Source organism: Algoriphagus oliviformis (assembly GCF_017254915.1).
GTDB lineage: Bacteria > Bacteroidota > Bacteroidia > Cytophagales > Cyclobacteriaceae > Algoriphagus > Algoriphagus oliviformis.
Genome location: NZ_JAFKCT010000001.1, coordinates 630867 through 650523, shown reverse-complemented (window position 1 = coordinate 650523; position 19657 = coordinate 630867). Strand labels below are relative to the sequence as shown.

General features: G+C 52.6%; 18 protein-coding genes and 1 riboswitch. Of the genes, 13 read left to right on the top strand and 5 right to left on the bottom strand.

Annotation, left to right across the window (positions count from 1 at the left end; all coding sequences use genetic code 11):
- Positions 1 to 22: 22 nt before the first annotated feature.
- A complete protein-coding gene (locus tag J0A68_RS02790) occupies positions 23 to 832 on the top strand; it encodes an ion transporter (RefSeq protein ID WP_206576660.1) in 810 nt (269 codons plus the stop codon).
- Here the strand turns inward: J0A68_RS02790 and J0A68_RS02785 are convergent.
- From J0A68_RS02785 to J0A68_RS02775, 3 genes are all read right to left on the bottom strand, one after another.
- A complete protein-coding gene (locus J0A68_RS02785; RefSeq protein WP_206576659.1) occupies positions 829 to 1518 on the bottom strand; it encodes a potassium channel family protein in 690 nt (229 codons plus the stop codon). The genes J0A68_RS02790 and J0A68_RS02785 overlap by 4 nt on opposite strands.
- Positions 1519 to 1530: 12 nt before the next feature.
- Positions 1531 to 3342 carry a TrkH family potassium uptake protein gene (locus J0A68_RS02780; RefSeq protein WP_206576658.1) on the bottom strand — a complete coding sequence of 604 codons (1812 nt, stop codon included), beginning with the start codon at positions 3340 to 3342 and terminating at the stop codon, positions 1531 to 1533.
- A 69-nt stretch (positions 3343 to 3411) separates the two neighbouring features.
- Entirely contained in the window at positions 3412 to 4629 is a 1218-nt protein-coding gene (locus tag J0A68_RS02775; protein WP_317195084.1) for a voltage-gated chloride channel family protein, read from the bottom strand.
- Between the two features lie 151 nt (positions 4630 to 4780).
- Between J0A68_RS02775 and J0A68_RS02770 the strand changes: the two genes are divergently transcribed.
- Complete coding sequence (locus J0A68_RS02770; RefSeq protein WP_206576656.1) at positions 4781 to 5674, top strand: TIGR01777 family oxidoreductase; 894 nt, start codon at positions 4781 to 4783, stop codon at positions 5672 to 5674.
- On the opposite strand, the gene J0A68_RS02765 is transcribed toward J0A68_RS02770, so the two are convergent.
- Positions 5675 to 5842, bottom strand: coding sequence for a PLD nuclease N-terminal domain-containing protein (locus tag J0A68_RS02765; protein ID WP_206576655.1), 168 nt, complete (start codon positions 5840 to 5842; stop codon positions 5675 to 5677).
- 391 nt (positions 5843 to 6233) lie between these two features.
- Here J0A68_RS02765 and J0A68_RS02760 point away from each other — a divergent pair, with 391 nt between their 5' ends.
- The 8 genes from J0A68_RS02760 to J0A68_RS02725 all read left to right on the top strand — a co-directional run bounded on the left by J0A68_RS02760 (position 6234) and on the right by J0A68_RS02725 (position 14913).
- Positions 6234 to 8786: a M14 metallopeptidase family protein gene (locus J0A68_RS02760; RefSeq protein WP_206576654.1), complete on the top strand. Its 2553-nt coding sequence runs from the start codon at positions 6234 to 6236 to the stop codon at positions 8784 to 8786.
- Between the two features lie 92 nt (positions 8787 to 8878).
- Complete coding sequence (locus J0A68_RS02755; protein ID WP_206576653.1) at positions 8879 to 10003, top strand: amidohydrolase family protein; 1125 nt, start codon at positions 8879 to 8881, stop codon at positions 10001 to 10003.
- A 284-nt stretch (positions 10004 to 10287) separates the two neighbouring features.
- A complete protein-coding gene (locus J0A68_RS02750; protein WP_206576652.1) occupies positions 10288 to 11355 on the top strand; it encodes a Fic family protein in 1068 nt (355 codons plus the stop codon).
- 101 nt (positions 11356 to 11456) lie between these two features.
- Positions 11457 to 12284, top strand: a complete 828-nt coding sequence (locus tag J0A68_RS02745; RefSeq protein ID WP_206576651.1) for a LytTR family DNA-binding domain-containing protein — start codon at positions 11457 to 11459, stop codon at positions 12282 to 12284.
- Positions 12285 to 12363: 79 nt separating this feature from the next.
- A complete protein-coding gene (locus J0A68_RS02740; RefSeq protein WP_206576650.1) occupies positions 12364 to 12990 on the top strand; it encodes a dioxygenase family protein in 627 nt (208 codons plus the stop codon).
- Entirely contained in the window at positions 12983 to 13618 is a 636-nt protein-coding gene (locus tag J0A68_RS02735) for a YceI family protein (protein ID WP_206576649.1), read from the top strand. The genes J0A68_RS02740 and J0A68_RS02735 overlap by 8 nt, the downstream gene beginning before the upstream one ends.
- Positions 13619 to 13881: 263 nt before the next feature.
- Positions 13882 to 14364 (top strand): hypothetical protein, encoded by a 483-nt coding sequence (locus J0A68_RS02730; protein WP_206576648.1) that lies wholly within the window; start codon positions 13882 to 13884, stop codon positions 14362 to 14364.
- 30 nt (positions 14365 to 14394) lie between these two features.
- A complete protein-coding gene (locus tag J0A68_RS02725; protein WP_206576647.1) occupies positions 14395 to 14913 on the top strand; it encodes a hypothetical protein in 519 nt (172 codons plus the stop codon).
- A 41-nt stretch (positions 14914 to 14954) separates the two neighbouring features.
- On the opposite strand, the gene J0A68_RS02720 is transcribed toward J0A68_RS02725, so the two are convergent.
- Positions 14955 to 17348 (bottom strand): TonB-dependent receptor, encoded by a 2394-nt coding sequence (locus tag J0A68_RS02720; RefSeq protein WP_206576646.1) that lies wholly within the window; start codon positions 17346 to 17348, stop codon positions 14955 to 14957.
- Between the two features lie 142 nt (positions 17349 to 17490).
- A riboswitch (TPP riboswitch) is annotated at positions 17491 to 17587 on the bottom strand.
- Between the two features lie 220 nt (positions 17588 to 17807).
- Here J0A68_RS02720 and J0A68_RS02715 point away from each other — a divergent pair.
- From J0A68_RS02715 to J0A68_RS02705, 3 genes are read left to right on the top strand one after another with little or no spacing between them, the layout of a single operon-like run.
- Positions 17808 to 18653 carry a fumarylacetoacetate hydrolase family protein gene (locus J0A68_RS02715; protein WP_206576645.1) on the top strand — a complete coding sequence of 282 codons (846 nt, stop codon included), beginning with the start codon at positions 17808 to 17810 and terminating at the stop codon, positions 18651 to 18653.
- Positions 18654 to 18709: 56 nt separating this feature from the next.
- Entirely contained in the window at positions 18710 to 19138 is a 429-nt protein-coding gene (locus tag J0A68_RS02710) for a hypothetical protein (protein ID WP_206576644.1), read from the top strand.
- Between the two features lie 35 nt (positions 19139 to 19173).
- Positions 19174 to 19602 (top strand): secondary thiamine-phosphate synthase enzyme YjbQ, encoded by a 429-nt coding sequence (locus J0A68_RS02705; RefSeq protein ID WP_206576643.1) that lies wholly within the window; start codon positions 19174 to 19176, stop codon positions 19600 to 19602.
- Positions 19603 to 19657 lie beyond the last annotated feature (55 nt).

Genomic DNA, 19657 nt, shown 5'->3' with positions numbered 1-19657 from the left:
GTATTTTTCTTTAAATTCCTGCATGTTTCTTTCCAAAAAAAGACTGGCCCATATTGTCTTTGAGTCTGATGACCGGGCTTCCAAGACCTTTGATCTCGTCCTCCTTTTATTGATTTTCGGTTCTATCATCGTCGCCATCCTGGACTCCGTCGCAGAGCTGAAGATCAAGTATGGAGACTTGTTTTTTTTCCTCGAGCTGGCCTTCACCTTTCTTTTTACCCTGGAATATTTCCTCCGCGTGTGGCTTACCAGCAAGACCTGGAAATACGTCTCCAGCTTCTACGGCATCGTGGATCTGCTGGCCATCTTGCCGGTCTATCTCAGCTTCTTCATCGCCAACACCCACCTTCTCTCGGTGGTGCGCGCCCTGAGGCTCTTGCGGGTGATCCGCATCCTGAAGCTAGGCCGCTACCTTGCCGAGGCCGATTTCCTCAGAGAGTCCCTGAAGGCCAGTGCCGCCAAAATCCAGATTTTCCTTTTTTCCGTGCTCACCATCGTACTGATCATGGGCACGCTCATGTTTGTGGTGGAGGGCCCGGAGCATGGATTTACCAGCATTCCGGTAGGCATGTATTGGGCTATCGTGACCTTGACCACGGTGGGTTTCGGAGACATCACTCCGGCTACGGCGCTGGGACAGCTGCTGGCGTCCCTGATCATGCTCATGGGCTATGCGATCATCGCGGTGCCCACCGGGATCGTGACTTCGGAAATGGCCAAACGGCGGAAACCGGAAAGCTTCGAGTCACACAAGTCCTGCACCCATTGCGGATTTGACGCCTTGGATCCGGGAGACCACTTTTGCCGAAAATGCGGCAGCCGCACGGACTAGCTGTCGAGGTTGAGGAACTCCTGGATGTTTTTTATCCTTCCAAAAATGAGGAGAATGTCGTCCTCTTCGAAGACATAATCCGCCGAGATCACGCCGGCGACTTCGCGGTGTGGTAGCTTGAGCCCGAGCAGGTTGGTCTTTTCCTTCTCCCGGATGGTCGTCATGATGTTTAGGGAAAATTCCCTCCTGATGTTGGCCTCTGCCACCGTCATTCCCAAGTAGCGCTTGGGGACTTTCACTTCCACGATGTTGTAGTCATCGGAGATTTCCAGGGAGTCGATCACTCCCTTGAGCTGCAGGCGCTTGGCCAGTCGCTCAGCGGTCTCCTCCTCTGGATGGATGATCTCGTCCACACCGATCGCCCGGATCACGGTCTCGTGCAGGGCATTGATGGCGCGGCCGATGATTCGCTTGGCTTTCAACTGTTTGAAAATCGCCGTGGCAAGGATCGAAGCCCCCACGTCCTCACCTATCGCGATCACGATCACATCCGAATCTTTCATGGGCAGGGTGTTCACCGCATGCTGGTCGGTCGCATTGAGCATCACGGCGTAGGTCACGTGGTCCTTGATCTGGTCGATTTTGGTTTCACTGTTGTCCACCCCCACGACCTCGTGCCCCAGGTCGGTCAGCCGCTTGGCCAAGTAGGAGCCGAAATTGCCCATTCCCACGATGATGTATTTCATAGCTAGTGTTTTTTAAGTGATGAAGACGGTTTCTTCCGGGTATTTGTAGCGCAGTTCGGCGGTTTTTCTGGTGATCGCCACCAGGATAGTCAGCGTCCCCACCCTGCCGAGGAACATGACCACGGCCACCACCAGTTTGCTCCCCGTGGTCAAGCTGGAAGTGATGCCAAGGCTCAGCCCCACGGTGGAGAAGGCCGAGAAAATCTCAAAGGCTACGTCGATCAGCGCAAGCTCGGGATTGAAAAGGGTCACCAAAAACACGCCCATCCCAATGGTCAGGAAAGAAAGCGCGATGACGGCAAAAGCCTTCCGGAGCGTCTCGGCAGTGATCTGCCTGCCAAAAACCTCCACCCGCATCTTGCCCGTGGCCACGCTCCAGGTGTTGAGCAGCGCGACCGCAAAGGTGGTGGTCTTCAGCCCTCCGCCCGTAGATCCGGGCGAGGCTCCGATCCACATCAATATGAGGTAGATCAGGATCGTGGGCATCGACATCGCCGTCATGTCCACCGAATTGAATCCCGCGGTCCGCGGGGTCACCGAACCGAAAAACGCCGTCACCAGCTTGCCGTAGGGACTGAGTCCGCTCAGGGTGTGGTTTCTCTCAAAGTACCAATAGCATACAAAGCCCACCAGCAGCAGCGCTCCGGTCGTGTACAGCGCGAGTCGGGTGTTGATATTGGACACCCTGGGGGTATGCCTGTATTTTTCCCCGTAGATCGCAGAGCGCACAGCTCCGCGGAGTACGCGATAGGCGTAGTTGTAATAGTTGATAAACACAGGAAAGCCGATGCCGCCCAAGATGATCGTCACCGCCACGACCAGATGCATGTGATAGAGGTAGCGGAATCCCGGCTCGTACAGGCCCGAGCTGAGCGTGGAAAAGCCCGCGTTGCAAAAGGCCGAAACGGCATGGAATGCCGCAAAAAACCATCTGCCGCTGTCATTGGCAAAAAGCGCCGGCTCTGTCCAGACAAAGATCAAAACTGCGGCGACCAGCTCCACCAAAACGGTGAAGATGATGATCTTGATCAGCGTCGAGGTGATTTCCCCCACGTTGTTTTCGTTGATGTAGTCCCGGAGAAAAAGGCTGTTTTCTATCGAAAGACTCCCTTTGAAAAAAAATCCAAAGAAGGTCGTAAAGGTCATGATGCCCAAGCCGCCGACCTGAAACAGCGTCATGATGATCACTTGCCCAAAATGAGTGAAGGCTACCGAGGTATCCACCACGATCAGTCCGGTGACGCAGACGGCAGACGTAGCGGTGAAGAACGCGTCGATCAGACTGATGCCCGAAGTGGTGGCCAAAGGCAGATAAAGGAGTGCCGTACCGATAAAGATCAGGATGGAAAAACTGAGGATAAAGACCAGGGAAGGGCTGAGCTTCAGACGGTTGACCAAGAGGCTGAATTTTCCCAGCTCCTGCACAAAGATCAGAAAAACCAGTGCGTTTAGGATAAAGTACTTTCGGGTAAAAAGCAGCGCGTCCTCCGAAAAATCCCCGAAGACCTTCCATCTCAGCAGTGCGGAAAAAATCAGGAATATAGCCACCAGCAGCTCAAAAACGAGCTTTTTGTACCGCTGTGCAGGATTGGAAAAGAGGTTCTTCACCAGAATCACCCAGCCCAGCAGGAATACCATGACTTCAAAAAGCCTGGAGGTGAGGAGGACTTTGGCCGGATCGGTGGTGTAGCCCATCTGGTAGATGAGCACCGCAAACGTCCCAAAACTCAGATAGCGCATCGTCCGCCCGAGGATCAAAACCAGCCTTTTGATGAACTGGAGGTTTTGGTCGGGATTGGAAAAAAACTGGAAGTTAAACCTCATATTTTGCCCTTAGATCTGGATCAAAATGATTAGTGAATGGCTCCAAAACAGCCCGAAAGGTACTCCATTTTACCATCGCCAAAGATATTTTGCCTCTAAATTTTGAGAAGCGTAGATGCTGCCCCGTCCGCTGAAAAAATACGCCACCAGACAGGCTATGCCCAGAAAAACCCCAGCCTCATAGCCGAAAAGCTCCATCCCCATCACGGTGCAGGCCAGGGGTGTATTGGTGGCTCCCGAAAACACGCCAACGAAGCCCATTCCGGCCAGCAGGGCCAGGGGAAGCGGAATCCAAGCCGAAAGCGCATTGCCTAGTGTCGCACCGGTAAAGAACAGCGGGGTCACCTCGCCGCCCTTGAAGCCTGAGCCCAGGGTCAGACCGGTGAGGCCGGTCTTTGCCAGCCAATCATACCAGGGCAGCGGCGTCTCAAATGCCTCCACGATCCTGGGCACCCCCAGTCCGATATAGGTAGTGGTTCCGGAAAAGTATACCAGCAACGCGATGATCACCCCTCCCACAAAAGGCCGCAGGGGAGGGTAGGCAAGAGCCTTCTTGAAGACCGCCGAGACCGCATGCCCCGTCTCGGCAAAAAGCCTGGCGGACAGCCCAAAGGCAATTCCGGCCGGGATCACCCAAGCCAAATTGGCCAGCGAATGGACGGGAACTTCAGGGATAGAGTAGCCCGTATGCCCCACGCCCCAAGCCAATTCGCAAACCCAGTCCGCGACAAAGGCCGCAAAGAAAGCCGGGACGAAGGACCCCCAGCGAATCTTTCGCACCAGCATCCACTCCAGGGAAAACACCGCTCCGGCAAGGGGAGTCCCAAATACCGACGCAAAGCCTCCCGCGACTCCACAGATAATGATGATTCTTCGGTCGGCTTTGTGGAGGGAAAACCACTTCGTCAGCTGGTCAGCCAGCGAGCCGCCCATCTGCACCGCGGTGCCCTCCCTTCCAGCCGAGCCTCCAAAAAGATGGGTAAAAATCGTCCCAAACAGCACCAAGGGAGTCATTCTCAGCGGAATGGGTTCCTTCCCATGATACAGTGCATCCAGCAGAAGATTGTTGCCTTGGGAGGATTTGGCCCCAAAATGGTGATATACATAGCCGATGCCAAAGCCAGCGAGCGGCAGCAGTGCAATCAGCCAAAGGTTTGCTTCCCTCAGCTCGGTGGCCAGGTCGAGGGATAGGAGAAAAACCGCCGAAGCGGAGCCCGACAAGAGGCCCACCAATGCGGCCAAAAAGAGCCATCGGATGGTATTCGAAGCTATTTCTCTTAGATTCACGATCAGGGTTTGAAGCAAAACTAAGCCGATACCCGATAAAATAAATTGTCGGCTGGATAAATTAAGCGAAACAAATTGCTCGGTCGACTGTCTTGAAAGCGTACATTTCGGCCAATCGCGAGCGAAGATCAGCGTATAGAAATTAGCACCCATGCACAATATTTTAATCACAGGTGGATCAGGATTGATAGGTCAGCGGATCACTGGGCTATTGGAAAAGAAGGGCTATGAGGTCGCCTGGCTGAGTAGAAGCTCGCAGTCCGGGCGAAAAACTTTTCTCTGGGACATAGAAAGGCAGCAGCTCGACCCAGAGGCGATGGAGTGGGCGGATGCCGTCATCCACCTCGCGGGGGCTGGCGTGGCGGAAAAGCGCTGGACGCCCGAGCGCAAAAAGCTCATCCTCGAGTCCCGAACGAAAAGCACACAACTTCTTTTTTCAGCTTTGGAAACGGCCGAAAATCGTCCCAGCACCTTTATCTCCGCCTCCGCAGTGGGCTTTTACGGCTTTGACACGGGCACAGCGCTGGTAGACGAGGGCAGCCCCGCCGGAAGCGACTTCCTCGCAGAAGTGGTGCTGGCCTGGGAAAACGAAGTCAAAAACATCGAAAGCCTCCACCTGCGCACGGTCATCTTCCGTACGGGTATCGTCTTGGATGCGGATGGAGGAGCTCTGGACGAAATGCTCAAACCCCCGGTAGCCGCTCCCCTCGGCTCGGGCGACCAGTGGATGAGCTGGATCCATCTGGACGACCTTGCAAGGATGTATGCCTACGCCTTGGAAAAAACCACGCTGCAGGGGATTTTCAACGCAGTCGGCCCCAACCCAGCTACCAATCAGCAACTGACACGGGAAGCGGCCAGGGCGAAAGGGAAGCCCTTCGTCAATATCGGCGTACCGGGATTTGTCCTCCGGTTGGTTCTAGGCGAAATGGCCGCCATGGTACTGGGAGGTAATCGCGTCTCCAGCCAAAAAATCCAGAAAGCAGGCTTTCAGTTTGAGTTTGAGGAGCTGCCGGCGGCATTGAAGAACATCTATCATAGGTAACTAAAGCCGCTTTTCCCTCCCGACCAAAAACCACAGCAGGGTTCCCAAGAAGGGCAGCAGCACGACCACGATGATCCAGATCAACTTGTCGTTTTGGTTGGCAAAGCGGCTAGTCACCACATCGTAGATCGTGAAGGCGTAAACGGCAAGTCCGAGGAGTTTCAGCATGGCCGATGGATTTTTCTTGATGGAAAGGTTAAGACAAAAAATCGTCATTTCTGCCGACATAGACAAAAATGCTGATGGATCTTCTCTTTTTTTGACTCCTACCACACTGAAGTTCAATCCTTTTCAAATTTTCCCCAAGACTTCCCTTCCCAAACACAAAAAAGGCCTAAAACTTGATTATAGGTGAGGCCGCGTGAAACTTTCCCGTTTCGCTTCACTACTCCACTAATTTGACCATCTGTCCAAAATTGCTTTTTTTGATTGCTCAAAACCGGAATTTCGTCGAAAATATTACCTCCCAATCTACCAAATCATGCATGAGCCACGAGTCACAGAGGGACTGGTCGGACGTGCGGGATTTTCCATGGCCTAAAAAACAAGCTACAATCCTATGAAAAAGTACACGCTTGCAGTGCTTTTAGCTCTTTTCACCACGCTCACGTTTGCCCAAGACCTGAGTTACTACCTTCCCAAAGGCTATACCTACAACCCCGCCGTTCCGACTCCCAAGCAGGTCTTGGGCTATGAGGTGGGGGAATGGCACGTGACCCACGATCAGTTGGTCATGTACATGAAAGCCGTGGCGGAAGCCTCCGACCGCGTGATTTTCGAAGAAACCGGTAGATCCTACGAGAAGCGCCCTCAAACGCTCTTGACCATCACCTCGCCCGCTAACCTCGGCAAGCTCGACCAGATCAAAGCCGAGCGACACAAGCTCCGCACTCCCGGAGCCTCGGTCAACATCCAAAATATGCCCGTAGTCATGTACATGGGCTACTCCGTCCATGGCAATGAGCCCAGCGGTGCCAATGCCTCGCTGATCGCCGCCTACCATTTTGCGGCAGCAAACGAAATTGCGGCTGACCTTGAAAACATCGTGCTTTTGCTCGATCCTGCTATCAATCCCGATGGCTTGAACCGGTTTGCCTCCTGGGTCAACTCCCACAAGGCCTACATCCTAAACGGCGATCCCGCCCAGCGCGAGCTCAATGAAGCTTGGCCGCGTGGACGAACCAACCACTACTGGTTTGACCTCAACCGGGACTGGCTGCCTGTGCAGCATCCTGAGTCCCGCAACCGCGTGAAGGTCTTCCAGGCTTGGCTGCCAAATATCCACCTGGACTTCCACGAGATGGGCACCAACAGCACTTTCTTTTTCCAGCCCGGCGTGCCGGCTCGTATGCACCCGCTCACCCCAGCCAAAAACTTTGAGCTGACCGCAAAAATCGGCACCTACCACGCCAAAGCCCTTGACCAGATCGGCTCGCTCTACTACAACCAGGAAAACTACGACGACTTCTACTACGGCAAAGGCTCGACCTATCCGGATGTGCAGGGATCGATCGGGATTCTCTTCGAGCAGGCGAGCTCCAGAGGACACCTACAGGAAAGCGCCAACGGCATGCTGAGCTTTCCTTTCACGATCAGAAACCAGTTTACCGCCAACCTTTCTTCCTTCCAAGCGGCCAAAGAGATGCGCGTGGAGCTCAACCAGTGGATGAAGGATTTTTACACCGAAATCAAAAACGAAACCACCGCCGATGTCAACAAGGCCTACATCTTTGGAGCCAAAGACGACGACGCGAAAAGCTTCCACCTGGCGGATTTGATCCTGCAGCACGACATCAAGGTCTTTTCTCTGAACGAAGACATCACCGTCAATGGCCAGCAGTTCAAAAAGGAATCCTCCTACATCGTGCCCGCCGATCAGCCGCAATACCGCCTGATCAAGGCCATGTTTGAGACGAGGACGACCTTCCAGGACAGCTTGTTCTACGACATTTCGGCCTGGACTTACCCGATGGCTTTCCATCTGGACTTCATGGCGCTGAACAGCAAGATCCTGAATCTCGCCAGCGTCAGCGAGGTGGACAAGACGAACTTTGCCCTCGCTCCCGGCCAAGTGATCGGCAGTGCAGGCGCCTATCAGTATGCGCTGGAGTGGTCTGACTACTATGCTCCCAAAGCCGCCTATCAATTGCTGAAGGCTGGATTTTTGGTTCGGGTGTCCAATGCGGAGTTTTCTACACCGGAAGGAAAGACCTTCAAGCGAGGCACGATCCTGATCGACAAGGGCGAGTCCGGATTGGACAACGCGGCCTTTTTCTCCAAACTCCAAGAAATCGCCTCTACAGCCCATGTGGATATCCACGCGATCAGCACAGGCTACACCGGTGGAGCGAATATGGGCTCGACCTTTATGGTTCCGCTGAAAACGCCACAAATCGCCCTTTTGGTTGACGGAGGTGTGGACAGCGGCGAGGCGGGTGAGATCTGGCACCTGCTCGACCAGCGCATGCAAATGCCGGTGACCCTGCTGCCTGTCAGCTCTGTGGGCATGGCAAACCTGGATCGCTACAACGTCATCCTCATGGCTGACGGCAACTACGGTTCGCTGGGCAAGTCTGGGGCAGAGAAAATCAAGGAATGGACGTCCAAAGGGGGTACGCTGGTAGCCAAAGGCGGGGCAATCCGCTGGCTGGCGCAAAATGAGATCGGCAACTTCTCCTTCCGCTCCGTGGACAACGCAGAAAAAGGCGTGCAAAAAAGCTATGCCAACTATGACAATGCCACAGGCGCGAAGGGGACTTTCGGTGCCATCTTCAAAGCCAACCTCGACATCACGCATCCCATCGGCTATGGCTATGCCGAAAAGGAAATCTACACCTTCCGAAACGACAATTTCTTCCTGGAAGTATCGCCAAATCCCTATGCGAATCCGCTGGTTTACACCGCTGATCCGCTTGCCTCGGGCTATTTGCACCCAAGCAATCTGCCGGGCATCCAAAATGGCAGCGTGATTCGTGTCTCCGGAGTGGGACGGGGAAGGATCATCGGCTTTGCCGACAACCCCAACTTCCGCGCGTTCTGGTTTGGCACCAACAAGCTCTACATGAACTCCATCTTCTTCGGTCAAGTCATCGACGGAGGCACAGCCAGATAGCACCTTTGAATCCCGATTTTCCATCGGGATTTCTTTTTTTCCGCCCAAGTAAAAACCAAACCCATCATACCGACAATCCAGTTTAATCGCTCATGAAGAAACTTCTACTCCACATCCCCCTTTCCGTACTTGCTTTGGGCCTGGCCATGGTCCATTCGGTAGCTCAGGAGATGAGCTTTGAAAATTACAATCCCCCCTCTACGCTGAAGGTACCCGAGCATCCGGTCACCCGGGCCAAGTTTCCCTTCATCGATATCCACAGCCACCAGGGCGGGGTAAACAAGGAGAAAATCGACCAGCTCACCTCCGAGATGGACGAGATCAACATGGGCATCATGATCAACCTGAGTGGCCGGGGCTTTGGCCAAGGCAACAGCAACGCCCAGCAGGAGTACATCAAGGGCATGATGAACGAGTTTAAAACCCATGCGCCGGGCAGGTTTATGGTGTTCACCAACCTCAACTTCAACGGATTTGGCGATCCCAGCTGGACGGCGTTGGCGGTAAAGGAACTTGAAGAGGACGTACAGGCGGGAGCGGTAGGATTAAAAATCTACAAAAGCCTTGGGCTCAATAGCAAAGACAAAGACGGAAACCGAATCCCCGTGGATCATCCCGATTTGGATCCGATTTGGGCCAAAGCCGGGGAGCTAGGCATTCCCGTCCTGATCCACTCCGCCGACCCGGCGCAGTTTTGGCAGCCCATGGACTCCACCAACGAGCGCTGGCTGGAGCTGAAACTCAACCCCAACCGCAAGCGGTCGGACACGGACCCGGCACCGTTTGAGCAGATCATCGCCGAGCAACATCACGTTTTTGCGAAGCATCCCAAGACCACCTTCATCAATGCCCACCTCGGCTGGATGGCCAACGATCTGGATGCCGCCGGAGCCCATCTAGACAAATATCCCAATGTCAATTACGAGATTGGCGCCATCATCGCGGAGCTGGGCCGTCAGCCACGCCGCGCCAGGGAGTTTTTCACCCAATACCAAGACCGGATTCTTTTTGGGAAAGATGCCTACCACAAGGAGGAGTTTTACACCTACTTCCGCGTACTGGAGACCGATGACGAGTATTTTCCCTACTACAAAAAGTACCACGCATTCTGGTCCATGTACGGCCTCGGTCTGCCTGACGAGGTGCTGAAAAAGGTGTACTACAAAAACGCGCTGCGCATCGTGCCGGGACTGGACAAGACGCTTTTTCCGGATTGATTTTCTTATTTCCCACAGATTACCACAGAAAAGGCCACAGAAACTCCGTGAAAATCTGTGCTTTTTATCCGTGGGGATCTGTGGGAAAGAACTAGGGGTAAATAAAAGTACAGTGCTTCAAAGTATGATTTCGACTTCGCTAGGTAAAGCCGCTTTACATAAGTCACCAGGTATGTAAAGAAAACTCGATTTTCTTTACATATAGCCTTTGATCTGTAAAGCAAATGTTTGTTTTCTTTACATAGTCATTTACCTTTGTAAAGAAAACTTAGAAATCTTTACATATGGTCTGGAAGCTGATCCCTTTGCCTTACGATGTGGAGCTGGAGACTCGGACGATTCTCAAGCAGCTTCCAGCGGCCCATGCGGCACTCGCAGAGCTGAAGGGCTTGGCTTATTCCATTCCCAACCATGAGATCCTGCTCAACACCCTTGCAATCCAGGAGGCCAAGGACAGCTCGGCCGTGGAGAACATCATCACCACGCATGACGAGCTCTTCAAGTCCGACCTGGAATTTGAGACGCTCTCACCAGCGATCAAAGAGGTGCAAAACTACGTGGCGGCCATGAAGCGGGGATTTGCCCTGCTGGAGGAGCGAGGCATGGTGACCAACAAGACCATCCTGGAAATCCAGGCCACCCTCGAGGGCAACAATGCGGGCTTTCGAAAACTTCCCGGCACGGCGCTGAAAAACGCCCAAACCGGCGAAACCGTCTATCTCCCGCCCCAAGACGCCAACGAGATCCTCGCGCTGATGGGCAATCTGGAAGAATTCATCAACCGACCCGAGCTCAGCGACTACGATCCGCTGGTGAAGATGGCGCTGATCCACTTCCAGTTTGAGAGCATACACCCCTTCTACGACGGCAACGGCCGGACGGGACGGATTCTGAACATCCTCTACCTCATCCAGCACGGGCTGCTAAAGCTGCCCATCCTGTACCTGAGCAGCCACATCATCCAAAACAAGGCGGATTACTATCGTTTGCTGCAAGGAGTGAGGGAAAATGGGGACTGGGAAAACTGGATCTCCTACATGATCCGAGGCGTGGAGAATACCGCCCGGGAGACCATCGTCCTGATCGAAAACCTGAAGGTCTTGCTGGCAGACATGAAAAACCTCCTGCGGGACAACTACAAGTTCTACTCCCAAGAGCTGCTGAACAACCTCTTCAAGCATCCCTACACGAAGATCGAGTTTGTGGTGCGGGACCTGGGCGTGTCACGCATCACCGCGGCCAACTATCTGAACAAGCTGGCGGATGACGGCGTGCTGCGCAAGGAAAAGCTAGGCACGGGCAACTACTATGTGAACGAGCGGCTATTTTCCCTGCTTTCCCAAAAAGGCTAGCGTATGAAAAGACCCGAATTAAGGCCGCGAGAAATAGCTGGCGGTCTATTTTCGAACCAGCCTAAGCCCCTTCTTCCTTCGATTCTGCGTAACTTATCCGGATGCCACCCCAAGTAGATCCAAAGAGAAATCTTGCCCAACAACGGCTGGGAAAAACCAAGCAGGCGAAGCCTTTGATATGGATTTTGCTGGCTGTGCTGGCCATCACAATCCTGCAAGACTGGCTCAAGTCAAGCCTCCAATCCCAGTCTTTCTATCTTTCTGAGTCGTTTTTATTCAGCCTGTATTGGGTGTTGATTCCTCCGATTGCATTTGGACTCAAGTATGCTTTTGACAAGCTGGGCCTGCCCAAATCGAGTCAGGGCGTATGGGCGAGAAGGATCTATTTTGTACTTGCGGCGATGGCCCTGCAAATTCTTCTTTTCCCCTTGCTGGTATGGCTGATCTCTGCGCTTTTCTATGGGCACACTTTCGCCTATTCCCAGACCTTGTTCTATTCCATATCAGAGGATTTGTACAAGTTTTTGCTCGTCTATGCGGTCATCTCTCTCTTGGTTTTTCCCAGGAAAAACCCAAAGCCTCCAAAGTCAAGCGGGCAGCTTCTGATCCAATCCGGCCGGAAAACCCAGATCTTGTCCCTAGCGGAGATCCTCTGTGTGGTCTCCGCCACGCCCTATGTGGAGATTCACACGGCGACAAAAAAGTACCTCCATCAGGAATCCTTGAAGTCTTTTGCCGAAAAGCTGGATCCTGCTTTTTTCCAAAGAACCCACAAATCCTCGCTCGTCAATCTCAAGGCCGTGCAAGAAATGAAATCCCGCCTCAATGGGGATTATGATTTGACCCTGAGCAATGGGATGCAGGTGCGTCTTTCCAGAAACTTCGCCGCAGCCTTCAAGCAGGCGATGGATGTCACCTCCTCAGCTTAGGACGAAAACTCCTCCACTTGCCTCATTCGATTTTTTTGGCAGCTTTCGCTTGGCCAGTTTTGGAAAAAATCCCACAACTATGCCCCGATTCCTTCTTTGCTCCTTTCTTTATTTATCCATCACCATCAGCGCCTGTCAGTCCCAAACCAACACCGACTCCCAGGTAGGGGGTGCCTGTGAAGGATGCGAGGCGCTCTATGAATACGGCGACAAAGTCCTCTCCCCGGTGGATACCCTGCCCTTGTTTGCCAGCTCCGAACCGAAACTGAAGCTATGGGGAAAAGTCTACCAAAAAGACGGCGAAACTCCCGCGGCGGGCGTCATCCTGTACATCTATCACACCGACCGAACGGGCATCTATGCCACACGTGGGGGCGAAAAAGGCTGGGGTAAGCGTCATGGATTTATCCGCGGCTGGGTGAAAACCGACGACAGGGGAGACTATGCGTTCTACACCTTTAGGCCCTCCGCCTATCCCGATGGGACTGAGCCGGAGCACATCCATCTGACGGTAAAGGAACCCAATACCAATGCCTATTATCTGGATAATTTTGTGTTTGAAGATGATCCGATTCTGGATCAAAAGAAACGGTCCGTCCTCAGCAATCGAGGTGGGTCGGGACTTGCTTTGCCTGTCTTGAAGAATGGAATACTGGAGGTAAACCGGGACATCATTTTGGGGCTTAACATTCCAGATTATGACTAGAATGATGCTCTTTGCGCTTCTGCTAGCCGTTGCCTGCCGGGAAAAGCAGCCGGACTTTGCTCCGCAAACCGAACCTATCCACAGTCCTATTCTTTTGGCAAATGGCGTCACGGACACCCTCGGGATCGATCTGGCGCAAAGTAAAATCTTTTGGAAAGGGACCAAGATGCGCGGCCTGGGCAAGCATGAAGGGGAAGTCCCAATCAAAAAGGGCTTTATCCTCGAAAACCAAGGACGATGGCTAGGTGGCTATTTCGAAATCGACATGGAAAAAATCCAGGTGACCGACATTCCCGAATCGGACCCCATCCCACGTAGGAATCTGACCAATCACCTCAAAAACGAAGACTTCTTCGATGTGGACAAGTATCCCGTGTCCAAGTTTACCCTTTTGGAGATCAACAGAGTCAGTCCTACCAAACTCCTGCTGCGAGGCAATCTCGAAATCAAAGGAATCACCAAAGAGATCAGCTTTGAGGGAAGCCAACACCGCGACCAGGTCTTGGCTAAGTTTTCCATCGACCGTTTTGACTGGGACATCGCCTTTGAGGGATCTTGGGCCGACCGGACGCTGGTAGACCGCGATATCGAATTTCAAGTCGATCTGCTACTCCAAGGTGTCGATTGAAAAAAGCTCACTCGGCATGCCCCTAGGCAATTGCCAGCGCTTTTTGTCCATGACATGCACAGCCAAATCTATCTTACCAGCTAAGCCGTCAGTAGTGTTAACTATTCCTTTTGAAATGATGGATGGGTGAAAAAATTTAGGCTGTTCCTAGCCTACCTTGCCTCGGAGCTCCTGTACCAGTATCTTATGGTCTATTCGGTGGTAGCCGGGATGCTGGCAAAAAAGAAAAAAGGCAGACTTTGGCTCCCAATGAAAGACAAGCCATGAACGTTTTCATCCATAAAAACAGGACACTTTGGGAAGGTTTTCACCTAATGGGGATGATCCTGATCGCCGTCGCCGTAGCGCTCCTGCTTTTCTACTTGTTCTCGGATTTCCCTACCGACCAAGATACTCTGGCGACTTTGGTAGGGGCCTTGCTACTCTTTGGGCTTATCGCCGTTTCATCCTATTCGGGGACTGTCCTTGATTTCGAACATCACCGCTACAAGTCTTTTCAAAGCCTCCTTTGGATCAAGCTCGGCTCATGGAAAACCCTACCGGAAATCGACCACGCCGAGATGATCATCCACACATTTCGCAGCGAAAACTTCCGCAACGGAATTACTCCCACGCTTTCCAGTGAGACTACGGTTTACAAATGTGTGCTGCTCTCAGGCGGGACGAAATTTCTTGCTTTTGACTTTGCGAAAGAGAAAGACGCCATCCGCGCGCTGCTGGAGATAAAAAAGAGGTTGGGTTTCTAGTAAAAAGTATAGTTTTGCCAAAATTCAAACATGGAAAAGTTACTCCGACTTCCCGCTTGGGCTATTTTCATTTACCTTCTCACTTCGTTGTTGCTGGTCGAGATTAATCTAACCGATGACGCGTTCATTAACTCATTGGTGAAAGTCTTCGGCCTACTGTTGTTCGGGCTATATCCGCTGAGTTTGGGCTATATTCTTCCAGACTATCTCCCAAAGAAAATCTCAATCGGTACTACCTTTTTCCTAGTAAATTGGATCGTATGGATTGGGGTCATGATTATCATGTTTATTCTTTTTGGAGGCATGACAGTAAACCTTACTGGTTTATATGCACTACCAGGTTTCTATCTGTTTTTTGCAGTATTTCATGTTTTCGCTTTCCCCATAAAAGTGCTAAAATCGATACAAACTAGACAAGAAAGAAGCCTTTCGGAAAGTATGGGGAAAGGACTTCTTCTTTTGTTTTGGCCAATAGGAGTGTGGATCATCCAACCCGAGATAAAGAGAATATTTGATACTCAAGTACCCACTGCCGAACTCCCTGCATAAAAAATGCCGCTCCAAGCGAAGCGGCATTTTAAAATCAAGCGTCAGAACTTCAAACTCAGGCCAAGCAGGAAGTTGGTTCCGGCTTGTGGGTAGTAGAAGTTTTCTGTCACCAAGTCCTTTCCGGAAGCACCCTCGCCTGGCACGAAGTAGCTGAAGGTGTAGCCATTCGGCTCGTACATCTGATTGAAGATGTTGTTCACCATCAGGTTTAGCTCAAGGCCTTTGAAGAATCGCGGCTGCGCGGCGTAGCTGATGCGGAAGTCGCTGGTGAAGAAGGCATCCAGCGCACGACCGTCGTTTGCGGTATTGTCCAGATACTGCTTGCCCACATACTTGTTGAGCAGGTTTAGAGAAAGGCTTTTTACCGGCTTCCACTCGATGATCGCCGAGCCCACGACATTCGGAGAAAAGGCGATGTCCGTATCCGTGTAGGTGAAGGCCTCCTGCTGGAATTCCTCTGTACTGTAGTCATCCACATACTCGGTGAATTCCTTAATCTTGTTTTGGCTCAGGGCGATATTTCCCCCCAAAGTCCAAGCTTTGTTCAGCTGAAAAGCCGCGTCCAGCTCGATTCCCGCACGGTAAGAGGAGGCGACATTTTCACGGATATAGGCTCCCACATCGTTGATCTGCCCGGTGAGGATCAGTTGGTCTTTGTAGTCCATGTAGTAGAAGTTGGCATTGTAGCTCAGGCGACCGGCGCGTGCGCGGAGCCCGGCTTCGATATTGTTCAGGCGCTCGGGACGAGGCACTTCCGTGATCGGATTGTCAGTGAAGTCCGAGCGGGTAGGCTCACGGTTGGCCACGGCATAGCTCGCATACCAGGTGTTGCCGCCCGATTCGTAGGAGAAGCCAAACTTGGGGTTGAAAAAGGTGTAGCTCTCCTGACCGTCCACGATGCGCTGGTCGTCATTTACCCCGGCAAAAGAGTAGTCGATGCCGCGCACCTGCAGGTCGCCAAAGAGATTCAAGCCCGGCTTCACCTCGTAAGTGGCTTTGGCGTAGATATTCCGGTCGTCTTTGACGGCATTGTTGTCATAGTATCGGTCGCGGATCTCGGTGTCACCGGCGATCCTCGCCCAGATGATTTCCCCAAAATGATCTCCATCGTATCGGTTAGCCCCACCGCCGAGGACCAGATCGAGCTGCCCATTGTCAGAGAGATAATTCACCGAGCCGACGAATCCAAAGAAGTCATTGTCCAGCCAGCGACGGCGGATGATGTCCGTGCTCTCGATGGTTTCGTCCCCGATCGTCACCGGAGGCAGACCATAGCTCGCGAAGTCATCGTCTTCGCGATACTGCTCGTAGTAGCCGCGCCCGTAGGTGTAGTGCAGCGCGAGATTGGTTTTCCAGTTCGTGCCGACTTTGCCGGTATAGATAAACTGGTAGTGGTCTTGCTGGTAATTGTCCGTCTCGTTGTCGTACGTGTAGTAGTTCCAGGTGCGGTCGTCTTCCAGTTTGGACTCAGGCAGGCCCCACCAGCTTTGGTAGGTTTGTTCTTTTCCGGAGAAAGCAATGAGCTTGATCACGCTGTTTTCCCCATAGTAGCCACCGGAGACAAACCAGCTGCTGAGGTCAGAAAATGCCCGATCCACATAGCCGTCGGAGGTGATTTTGGAAAGCCGGGCATCCACCGCAAAGCGCTCATTTAGCAATCCCGTTCCGGCCTTGACAGTATGTCTCCAGGTATTGAAGGAACCAAAACTGTTGTCGATCTGTGCGTAGGGATCGTCTTGGCGGGTGTCGGTCTGGAAGTTGAGGCTGGCGCCAAAAGTCGCCGCACCGTTGGTCGAGGTGCCGACTCCGCGCTGGATCTGCACGTTGTCCACGGATGAGGCAAAGTCCGGCATATTCACCCAAAAGACGCCATGCGACTCGGCATCGTTCATCGGAATCCCGTTCACTGTCGCGTTGATCCGCGTTTGGTCCGAGCCTCGGATCCGCAAACCGGTATAGCCCACGCCAGCTCCAGCGTCGGAGTAGCTGACCACCGAGGGGGTGTATTGCAGGAGGATGGGAATGTCCTGTCCCAAATTTCGTTTGGCGATTTCGGACTTATCCACATTCGTGAAAGTCGTCGGCGTATGGGAGGAAGCCCGTGTCGCCGACACAACAAACTCTTCGGAAAGGAATTCTTTGGCGACTAATTTGAATATCAAATCACCGCTGTACGGCAACGAGACCGTTTGGTTGACAGTTTCGAAACCGAGGAAGGAGACGCTCAGCTCGACCAAACCGGACGGGAGTTTCGTCAGGGTAAATTCCCCCTGGGCATCGGTGACGGTGCCGCGGCCCACTTTCGCAGTCCAAACCGACGCGCCTACCAAAGCCTCTCCCGTGGAGGCATCGACGACTTTGCCGCTCAGGCTCTGCTGCGCCCAGGCGGAGATGCTGGCCAGGCACAAAGCGAGGCCAAATACTAACTTTTTCATGTTTGTGTGTGACCCTCTCGGGTCGTTGAGTGAAACATAAGAAAACCCAGGGGAGGTTTTCTGTGACAGTTTACCCGCTTTGCAAAACGAAATGCCAACAATGGCCCGAAGGGTACCGCTTCGGAAGTTTACTGTACAGCTACGTTTTACTTTCTCATTTCCCTTCGCCGGCATTACCCGGATCAGGTCTTATGGGTATGATCTCAGCCCGTTTTGTTAAGGCACCCCTTATGATCTACCACAAAGGTAGGAGCGAAAAATTGGTTTCAAATGATTCCAGGCAAAATTAAACGCGTCAACTAGCCCGATTCAGAGCCTTGGGAGTAGGTTTATGGACAGGCCGACCTAGCTTCCGGGCATTTCGGGATTTTGACAATTTCTTGATGTCCAATCCATCTCCTCTTAGGGCGGCTGGAATATTTCCATAAATTCACCAAGGCAAAAAGACCCACGAAACCTATGAAACTCTACAAACTGACCGCTGCTACGCTTCTGGAATCCGACAATGGTATTTTTTTGGGCCCCGAGCTTGACTGGGACCAACTCCTAGGCCGGGAGCACCTGCCGCAGCTGCTCAAGTCCGAATCTTCCCACTGGGAAAAGATCGATGCCGAAAAAGCCGAAGAACTGAAGGCGGAGGGACTGCTCTCGCCCATGGGAAACCAGGAAATCTGGGCGGCGGGTGTCACCTACTACCGCAGCCGCACCGCCAGGATGGAAGAGTCCCAGGATGCCGGTGGCGCCGACTTCTACGACAAAGTCTACGGAGCCGACCGCCCCGAGCTCTTTTTCAAAGCCACCGCCAGTCGCGTCTCCAACCCCGGCGAGACGGTCAACATCCGCAAGGACTCCACCTGGGATGTGCCGGAGCCCGAGCTGACGCTTTTGATCTGCCCTTCGGGAAAAGTGCAGGGATTCACCGTAGGCAATGACATGAGCAGCCGGAGCATCGAGGGGGAAAACCCGCTCTATTTGCCGCAGGCGAAAGTCTATCAAGGCTGTGCTTCCATCGGCCCCTGCATCCTCGTACAGGAAGAGCCCCTCTCGGACGATACCAAAATCTCTTTGGAAATCGTCAGAGCAGGCAAAATCGAGGCTTCTGGCGAAACTTCCCTCGCCCAAATGAAACGCAAGCCCCAGGAGCTGGCCGACTGGCTTTTCCGCGCCAATACCTTTCCGATCGGCTGCTTTATGATGACAGGCACGGGCATTGTCCCGGACGACTTCACCCTGGCCAAGGGCGACGTGGTGAAGATCAGCATTGACGGGATCGGGACTTTGGAAAACAAGGTGGGAAAAATATAAAGGCTGTAGCGGTAGACTCAAAACTTACGTTTTGACAAAAAACCAAATTTATCCCAATGAAACGCACGCTATGCATTCTTTTCCTATCGCTCGTTTTCTTTTCATGTAAAGAAACTGAAACCCCAGATATCTTGGAAATGCCCCAAGAATGGCATTTGATCGGATACAAGGGAGGCTGGATTCCCCAAGAAGATATTACTCCCATCGAGGACTCCACCTACCACTACCGACTCGAAGCCGACGGGTCTTTTGTAAAAACAATCGGCCAATACCAGTTGGCGGGGACTTACAATTTTGAAGACTTCGAGGGTAAAACGTATGTAACGCTTAACTTCGACGAAACCTCGATTCAACTGGACGCAGAAAAGAATTTAATCCATTATTGCGGCCAGGACTATGAATACTTCACGGTGAAGGACGCCAAGACTATAGCCGGCAACTGGAGTGAATGTGACGGGCCAAACTTATATTTTGAAAGGAGATAGAGAGAAGCCTTCGGGCTTCTTTTTATTTTTACCCCATGTCACTTTTCTTCCAAAAGCAACTCCGGCTACAAAGCTTCCCCCAAGGCTACCACTTGGTCACTTCGGAGATCGAGCGGGCCATCCCCGATATACGGCAGATCCGCATCGGTTTTTTACAGGTCTTTCTCCAGCATACTTCCGCCGGGCTGTGTATCAACGAAAACGCCGATCCGACGGTGAGAAAAGACTTTCAAACCTTTGTAAACGAATTGGTTTCCGAGGATTATCCACGGTTTATCCACACTTACGAAGGCCCAGATGATATGCCTGCGCACATTAAAAGCGCTTTTTTCGGTTGCAGCCTCCAAATCCCCATTTCCGGTGGAAAACTCGCGCTTGGAATCTGGCAAGGAATTTACCTCTGCGAATTCCGCCGAAGCGGCGGCAGAAGGAGCCTGATTCTTACCGCTTTTGGCACGGAATGATGACCTCCAAAATCCCATCTTGCCTTTGATAAAATTCTGTTTCTGATAAAGTCAG

Bases quoted from the DNA above. Each gene is read 5' to 3' on its own strand.
- J0A68_RS02720 (WP_206576646.1), bottom strand. From the start codon at position 17,348: ATGAAAAAGTTAGTATTTGGCCTCGCTTTGTGCCTGGCCAGCATCTCC.
- J0A68_RS02760 (WP_206576654.1), top strand. From the start codon at position 6,234: ATGAAAAAGTACACGCTTGCAGTGCTTTTAGCTCTTTTCACCACGCTC.
- J0A68_RS02750 (WP_206576652.1), top strand. From the start codon at position 10,288: ATGGTCTGGAAGCTGATCCCTTTGCCTTACGATGTGGAGCTGGAGACT.
- J0A68_RS02765 (WP_206576655.1), bottom strand. From the start codon at position 5,842: ATGCTGAAACTCCTCGGACTTGCCGTTTACGCCTTCACGATCTACGAT.
- J0A68_RS02785 (WP_206576659.1), bottom strand. From the start codon at position 1,518: ATGAAATACATCATCGTGGGAATGGGCAATTTCGGCTCCTACTTGGCC.
- J0A68_RS02740 (WP_206576650.1), top strand. From the start codon at position 12,364: ATGCCCCGATTCCTTCTTTGCTCCTTTCTTTATTTATCCATCACCATC.
- J0A68_RS02730 (WP_206576648.1), top strand. From the start codon at position 13,882: ATGAACGTTTTCATCCATAAAAACAGGACACTTTGGGAAGGTTTTCAC.
- J0A68_RS02710 (WP_206576644.1), top strand. From the start codon at position 18,710: ATGAAACGCACGCTATGCATTCTTTTCCTATCGCTCGTTTTCTTTTCA.
- J0A68_RS02755 (WP_206576653.1), top strand. From the start codon at position 8,879: ATGAAGAAACTTCTACTCCACATCCCCCTTTCCGTACTTGCTTTGGGC.
- J0A68_RS02725 (WP_206576647.1), top strand. From the start codon at position 14,395: ATGGAAAAGTTACTCCGACTTCCCGCTTGGGCTATTTTCATTTACCTT.
- J0A68_RS02705 (WP_206576643.1), top strand. From the start codon at position 19,174: ATGTCACTTTTCTTCCAAAAGCAACTCCGGCTACAAAGCTTCCCCCAA.
- J0A68_RS02770 (WP_206576656.1), top strand. From the start codon at position 4,781: ATGCACAATATTTTAATCACAGGTGGATCAGGATTGATAGGTCAGCGG.
- J0A68_RS02780 (WP_206576658.1), bottom strand. From the start codon at position 3,342: ATGAGGTTTAACTTCCAGTTTTTTTCCAATCCCGACCAAAACCTCCAG.
- J0A68_RS02745 (WP_206576651.1), top strand. From the start codon at position 11,457: ATGCCACCCCAAGTAGATCCAAAGAGAAATCTTGCCCAACAACGGCTG.
- J0A68_RS02715 (WP_206576645.1), top strand. From the start codon at position 17,808: ATGAAACTCTACAAACTGACCGCTGCTACGCTTCTGGAATCCGACAAT.
- J0A68_RS02790 (WP_206576660.1), top strand. From the start codon at position 23: ATGTTTCTTTCCAAAAAAAGACTGGCCCATATTGTCTTTGAGTCTGAT.
- J0A68_RS02735 (WP_206576649.1), top strand. From the start codon at position 12,983: ATGACTAGAATGATGCTCTTTGCGCTTCTGCTAGCCGTTGCCTGCCGG.